Here is a 6,850-nt window from a genome sequence, read left to right as displayed (position 1 = left end):
GCCACGCGTCCCCATTGAATCCTCATCGGGTTCCCGCCGGATCTCCGTATTTACCTGAGAGTGGGCTGCGGACGTTTTTTGGGAGATGGTCACGCAGTCCCGAATGGACGAAGTACTTCGCACGATTTCAATTTCCCCTAGGTCATTTCAAATTGTGCGAAACCGACTGATGCAGGAACGCGATTTAACTCACTTTCTCCGGTTTCCCGAGTGGCAAACAGCAGTTAGGGGGTATTGGTCGCGGTTGACGTTTCGCACGATTCCGATTGTTGCCGGCATAAATGAAATCGTGCGAATTCTAGTGACGTTAATTGGCGCTCCAACTATTCAGACCGCGATGACTGTCCAGAGCAGACCGGCCATATGCGCCGCCCATGCGCCGTCCGCGTTGCCGTTCGTGCTGTTTGCGCCCATCTTGGAAGACGAAAGCGGTTCGGCGCATGTCGCCTTGTCGTGCAGGGCGGTGTAGGCCAGCATCGAGCCCAACACCGTATCGAACAGGAATCCGAGGTCCACGTCGGCGCGGAACGCCTTGGTGACGATTCCACGGTTCACGAATGCGGAAAAGCGCTGTTCGGCGGGCGCCAGCACCTGCTCGGCGATGGCCGTCAACGCGTCGTTGTCGGAAGTGAGCACCGCGCCCACGGCTTTCAATCCCAATTCACTGTCGAAACAATCCTGAATACGCTGCAGCATCGCCCGCAAGCCGTCGCGGGATGGATCCAGATCACTGAAATCGGGCAATCCCGCGGCCTCCACCTGGATGCGGTGCAGCAGGTCATCCGCGTTCCTGTACCGACGGTAGATCGTGGTCTTCGCCACTCCGGAACGACGTGCCACCTCTTCGATGGTCACGGCGCCGACGCCATCGGAAACGACGATTTCCAAGGCCGCGCGCATGATCTTGCGGTCGGTCTGCTCACGGAGCCGTTCGCGCCGTCCGCAGCCCCTGTTCGCGGCACTCTGTTCCGTGCCGTGCGTCCCACCGGCCTTTCCGCACGGATTCCGCACAGTCGATGCGATGTCTGCACCAGCGCCACCCAGCATATCCGTGACGTCGGCCTGCGCATGCGTGCCGCCGGCCGGTGTCTGCGCGCGGACATTCAGCATGCCCATGTCACTAGCCTGCGCATGCATGTCGCCGGCAGGCGTCCGCAGACCGGCGGTCCCCTTGTCCGAATCCCGCGCGATTGATGCATCGGCCATCATGAGATCACCTTCGTGCCTTCCACCTTGGCAACATACCACTTGTTGAACTTGACGAGCGGAATGCGCAGCACCAATCCGATGAGCAGCAGCGGCAGGATGAACAGCAGCAGCGAGCCGATCGCACACCAGTAATCGTTGCCGTACACGCCGCCGATGGCGGCGCGCATGGCCGTGATCGAATGCGTCGCCGGCAGGAACGGGCTGATGGAACCGATGATTTTCGGCAACACGGCAAGCGGATACGCGCCGTTCGAACCGGAGATCTGCACGACGAGCAGCAGCACGCCAAGGGCCTTGCCTACGTTGCCGAAACTGGTGACCAGCGTATACACGAAGAACGAGAACACCAGACTGCTCACCCATCCGGAAAGCATGAACAGCCACGGATGCACCGCCTGCACATGCAGGAACAGCAGACTGCCGCCCAGCGAGAACGTGCTTTGCAGCAGCGCGATCACGCCGAAGACGCCGTAGTGGCCGAGGAACAGCTGATGGGGCTTCGGGTCGCCGAGTTCCCTGCGCACCTTGCGCGAAACGGTGGTCTTCAACGTGACCGCCATCAGCAGCGACCCCACCCACAACGGCAGGAACGTATAGAAAGGCGTCATCTGCGAACCGAAGTTCTTCACCGGGAACACGGCGGTCCGCTTCACCTTGACGGGAGCGGCCAATGCGGTGGCCAGCGAATCCGTGTCGCCGCCGAGCACGTCCTTGACCGCGCTCATGTCGCCGCTGTTCAGCGCGTCCGACAGCGAACCGGTGAACGTCGTGAGCTTGGCGCTCGCGGTGGAAAGGCTGTCCGCGGTGGAATTCAGCACCTTGCGGATGGCCGCCAGCTGCTTGTCGGCGTCGGCGGTGGTGCTGTTCAGGTCGCCCAACGAGCTTTTCAGTTCCGCGGCGCTGGCGCTCAACGACGAGACGGTGCCGCCGATCGAGCTGGAGATGCTGTCCAGCTGCGGTTTGAGCTGGCTGTCGAAGTCGGATTTGATGCCGCTGACCGACGATTGCGCCTGCTGCGCGAGTTGCTTGATCTGCTGGCGTTCCTGCGTGGTGCCGCTGACTTTCGCGTCGATGTTCGCGGCGCTGGTGTTCAGCGATGATGCGAGGTCGTTGAGCTGCGTGATGGTGGCGTCCACGTTGGTTTTCAGATGCTCGATGGCGATTTTCGCCGCATCCGGCAGCAGGCTGCTGTTGGCGAGCGTTCCCAGGGAATCGCTGATTTTCTGGTATTCCTGCGCCTGCTTGGTGACGTTCGACGCCTGATTGCGCAATGCGGTCGCCGCGCTGCCGGCCTGTGTGCCGACGTTGTCGAACACGGTGTCGACGCCGTCGGCGACCGCGTCGAAGCTGCTCGCCGAATTGGCCAGCGCGGTGCTGAGCGCGGATGTGCCGGTTTTGACGGCTCCGGTCAGGTCGTTCACGCTGCCTTCGGTCTGTTTGAGCTGGTTTTTCGCGGTTTTCGCGCTGCTATCGGCCATGGAGACCAAGGTGTTGGAGCCGTCCAGCAGATGCTGCGCGCTTTGGGTCAGCGTGCCGAACGTCTTCAGCGTGGTGGCGGTGTCGGCAAGCGTGGTCGCGAATTCGCCGATGTTGCCGTTGAATTGCGTGAGCTGTGTTTTCGCCTCAGGCTTGTCAAGCTGCGAGGCGAGCTGCGAGGCGATCTCCAGCGCGGTGCCGGTGAGCGTTTCGGAGAACATCTCGTTGATCTGCGCGGCGACGGTGTCCGCTCCCTGACCGGTGATCTTCGGCGCGAGCGCGTTCTTCTTCTCGTTGTTGTAGTAGGTGAGCTTCGCGTGTTTGCCGTCCGAGGAGAAGAACGTCATCATGCGGGTGCTGAAGTTCTTCGGAATCACCACGGCGGCGTAGTATTTGCCGGATTTGGTGCCTTCCACGGCTTCTTTCGTGCTGGTGAAGGTCCAGTCGAGCTGGCTGTTGGCGCGCAGGGTGTTGACCACTTGGTCGCCGATGTTGACCTTCACGGGGATGAGGTCGGAACGGTAGCCCTTGTCGTCGTTGGCGACGGCGAATTTCAGATTGCCGGTGTTGGAGAACGGATCCCAGCTGGCGGCCACGTTGAACCAGGTGAACAGGCCGGGAATCACCACCAGGCCGATGACGATGATGATGGAGACGACGTTGCTGGTGATGCGGCGGAGGTCGCCGACGAACAGTTTGGCGATGGCCCTCATGCGTTGCTCCTTTCGGTGTCGGTGGCGGGATTCAGGTTCTTCGGAGCGCCGGTCGCGTCGGTATGCCCGGCGTTCTTCGGGTCGGCGGTTTGGCCGGCGGCGTTCAGCTTGCGCACCAGCGCGGCGATGCCGTTGCTTTCGGTTCCGGTGGTCGTGTACGTGACGTGCGCGCGTTGCGTCCTGTCGTTTCCGTGGCGTCCCGAATACCGTCCGGTTTTGCGCAGCAGCTTTTCGCGCCGTGCCTGTTGCGCGCGCTTCCTGCGCCGCATGCGTGCGTTCTGCCGCTGCAGCAACAGCCGTTGGATCGCCTCGTCGCTCAGGCTGCCGAGCTCCACTTGACGGCGCAGATTGTCGCGCATGTATTCGATGACCATGAGGAAGCCGATGATGAGCAGCACCCAGACCATCCAGGTGCCCAGCACCACGACCTTCTCGCCGTTGGTGAACGAGAACACGAGCGCCAAAACGGTCGGCACGATGAAGCCGGCGAGCAGCGCGCCGCGCTTGAGCTTCGGGTACAGTTCCGCGAAACGGCTCGCACGGTCCTCGATCACATCGCGGTAGCCGCCCTTGTCGGCCAGCACCTGGATGGCCTGGGACATGGTGTAGCCGCGTTCCGGCAACTGCACCTCCTCGCCGATGATCATGTCGCTTGCCTTGATTTCCCGGGCGAACAGGCGGTTGAGATTGGCCAGCAGCGGGCGAATCACCAATCCGATGAGGAACGCGGCCGCGGCGAACAGCAGCAACGTGCCGATCTTCTGCAGCCAATGGCCGTCGTACATGCCCGCGATGGTCTCGCGGAACGCGTCGATCGAATAGCTGAACGGCACCAGCGGGTATACCATGCGGAAGAACTTCGGCATCATCTCGATGGGGTACAGGCCGGATGCGCCCGGAATCTGCACGATCACCAACGCCACGCACAATCCCTTGCCCACATGCATGAATGTGGTGGACAGCGCATAGGTGATGCTCAGATACACCAGCGAGGTGATGATGCCGGTCAACACGAACGATGGCGCGTTCGCGGTCTGCACGCCGAGCATCAGGTCGCCGATGGTGCACACCGCGCCTTGGATGGCGCCCATGGCTCCGAGCAGCAGGTAGCGTGCCAGATATTTTTCGGTGGTGCTCAGGTCGAGGTCTTCGAGGCCCTCATCATCCACCTCCACCTTGAAGATCACCACGAACGCGAACGCGCCCACCCACAGGGCGAGGTTGGTCAGCAGCGGTGCCATGCCGGAGCCGTAGGAGTTCACCGGATACACGTTTTTGGTGTTCAGCACGGTGGGGGATTGCATGAACGAGGCGATTTTCTTCGTGTCGAGCGTGGAGCTGCCGGTCAGTTTCTCCAGCAGGTTCGCGGTGCTCAGCGCCTGCAGGTCGGTGCCGACGGTGGTGAGTTTGGTTTCGACCTGGGCGAGCTGCTTGTCGGTGTTCCGCAATGAGGTCCGGGTGTCCGACGCCACTTGGTCGAGTTGGTCGAGCACGGTTGAGACCTGCTGGACCAGAGCGGTCTGGCTGGTGACGGTGCCGGACAACGCGCCCGTGGTGGAGGCGAGGGAGCTCAGCCCGGAATTGAGCTGCGGCAGCGCGCCCGAATTGATGCTGGAACGCGCGCTTCCCAGATTGTCCATCGTGTTCTGCGTGCTGGTGTTGAACGTGTCGGAAAGCTTCGTCACGCTGTCGGCAGCGGCCTGGGTGGTCTGGCTCAGCGTTTTGAGGTCGTTGAGGGTGCCGGCCGCGGTGGTGTTGGCGTCTTCCAGTTTTTTGATGGCTTGCTGGTACTGCGCGTTGTCGCTGATGTTCTTGAGCTTTTCGATGAGTTTGGCATTGCCGTCCGTCACGCTTTGCATGCCGCTGACGGCTTGCTGCGCGGAGCCGCTGGCCGTGGAGACCGCCGTGGAGACTTTGTTGATGCTTGCCGTCGAATCGTTCGTCACCTGGGCGATGAGCGTCGAGCCGTTCTCCAACGCGCTGTTCGCGCTGGAGGTGAATGTGTTGAGGCTGTTCTGTGCGTCGCCGATGGCGGTGGAGGTCTGGGCGAGCCCCTGGCCCGCGTTCGCGGCGGCCGTCTGCACGCTGTTGAGCGCCTGGCGTGCGGATTGCGTCTGCCGCGGCACGTCGGCGAGTTTCGCGTCGAGGTCGTTGATGGTGGACCGGATGGTCGTGACGTTGCCGCGGGTTGTGTTCAGCTCGTTGATGGCGTCGTTCGCGACGTTTCCGGCTTTGCCCGCGAGACTGCCGCTGGCGGAGTTCACGGCTTTGGTGAGCACTTCGCTGACGGTGGAGACGAAGGTGTTGTTGACGGTGCGGTCGACGGTGGTGGCGCCCTGGTCGGTGATTTTCGGCGCGATCGGGCTGGCTTTTTCGTTGACGTAGTATTCGAGCGTCGGACGGTTCGCGCTGTCGGTCACGATGTTGGCGAGGTCTTCGCTGAAATCGTCGGGGATGACGATCGCGGCGTAGCAGTCGCCGGATTGCACCGCCTCCATCGCCTCGGCCTTGCTCATGAACCGCCAGCCGAGCTGGTCGTTCTTCTTCAGGGTGCTTTCGATCTGCTTGCCGAGGTTGACTTTGCCGAGCAGTTCGTTGTCGGTGCCTTGGTCGGTGTTGGCGACGGCCACATTGATGCCGTCGGTGTTGCCGTATGGGTCCCAGAATCCGTAGATGTTGAACCATGCGTACAGCGGCGGAATCATGATCAGGCCGATCATGATCACCCATGCCGCCGGCACGGTGATCAGCCGTTTGACGTCGCGGCGCAGTATCTGCAGTACGTTGTTCATGGTTTCTCCGGATTGAGGACGGGCGATGATTATGGCACTACGCAATACGTAGCGCTACGCATTGCGTATCGTATAACGTTCGGCGGGACATACGCGAGGCAAATAGACGGTGTTCGGCTGATTGTCGAATACCGTCTTCGGGAACGATTTTCGTAATCATCTTCAGGTAATTCCCAAATACCTTCCAGACGTCTTCCGAGTGTTGTCCAGCCGCGTTCAAAGCGGGTGTTGTCAAATAATCATCAGCGACAACGCGCAGACGCATATGAACCCATCACGTTAAGGAACCGCATCATGACCGACTTCAATTCTGGTAGCATCAACAATTCCAGCGGATTCAATAATTCCAATGATTCCACCGTGCGCAACGACGGTGGCCAGACGGCTGGGAACTACGTGAACGCGCAAGCCGGACAGCCCGAGGCGACGACGTATGCGGCGGATTCCGCCGCATGCCCATCGGAATCCGCGCCGTATGCTTCCACGGCGCCGTATGCTTCCGGTGCCGCGTCGATGCCGAATCAGCGCGATATGCAGCCGAATCCGTTTGGCCCAACGGCTTCTTTCGGTAGACGGGCTGCCGGAGGCCCGGCCGCGCAGGCGGTCAAAAAGCCTGCAAAACTTGGCGGCAAGGCCATCGCCATCGTCGCGGGCATCAGT

4 protein-coding genes are annotated in these 6,850 nt (G+C 61.4%); 1 reads left to right on the top strand and 3 read right to left on the bottom strand.

Annotation, left to right across the window (positions count from 1 at the left end):
* Positions 1-327: 327 nt before the first annotated feature.
* From B3C64_RS01070 to B3C64_RS01060, 3 genes are all read right to left on the bottom strand, one after another.
* Positions 328-1,011: a TetR/AcrR family transcriptional regulator gene (locus B3C64_RS01070; protein WP_291533135.1), complete on the bottom strand. Its 684-nt coding sequence runs from the start codon at positions 1,009-1,011 to the stop codon at positions 328-330.
* Positions 1,012-1,205: 194 nt separating this feature from the next.
* A complete protein-coding gene (locus tag B3C64_RS01065; protein WP_291533122.1) occupies positions 1,206-3,398 on the bottom strand; it encodes a YhgE/Pip domain-containing protein in 2,193 nt (730 codons plus the stop codon).
* Entirely contained in the window at positions 3,395-6,190 is a 2,796-nt protein-coding gene (locus B3C64_RS01060; protein ID WP_291533120.1) for a YhgE/Pip family protein, read from the bottom strand. Before B3C64_RS01060 ends, B3C64_RS01065 begins: the two co-directional genes overlap by 4 nt.
* Before the next feature lie 294 nt (positions 6,191-6,484).
* Here B3C64_RS01060 and B3C64_RS01055 point away from each other — a divergent pair.
* The coding region (locus B3C64_RS01055; protein ID WP_291533118.1) for a hypothetical protein at positions 6,485-6,850 on the top strand (366 nt) is incomplete at its 3' end.

It is taken from the genome of Bifidobacterium sp. UBA6881, from assembly GCA_002451435.1.
Classification (GTDB): domain Bacteria; phylum Actinomycetota; class Actinomycetes; order Actinomycetales; family Bifidobacteriaceae; genus Bifidobacterium.
The sequence above is the reverse complement of the archived record's forward strand: the minus strand, read 5'-3'. Positions and strand labels throughout refer to the sequence as shown.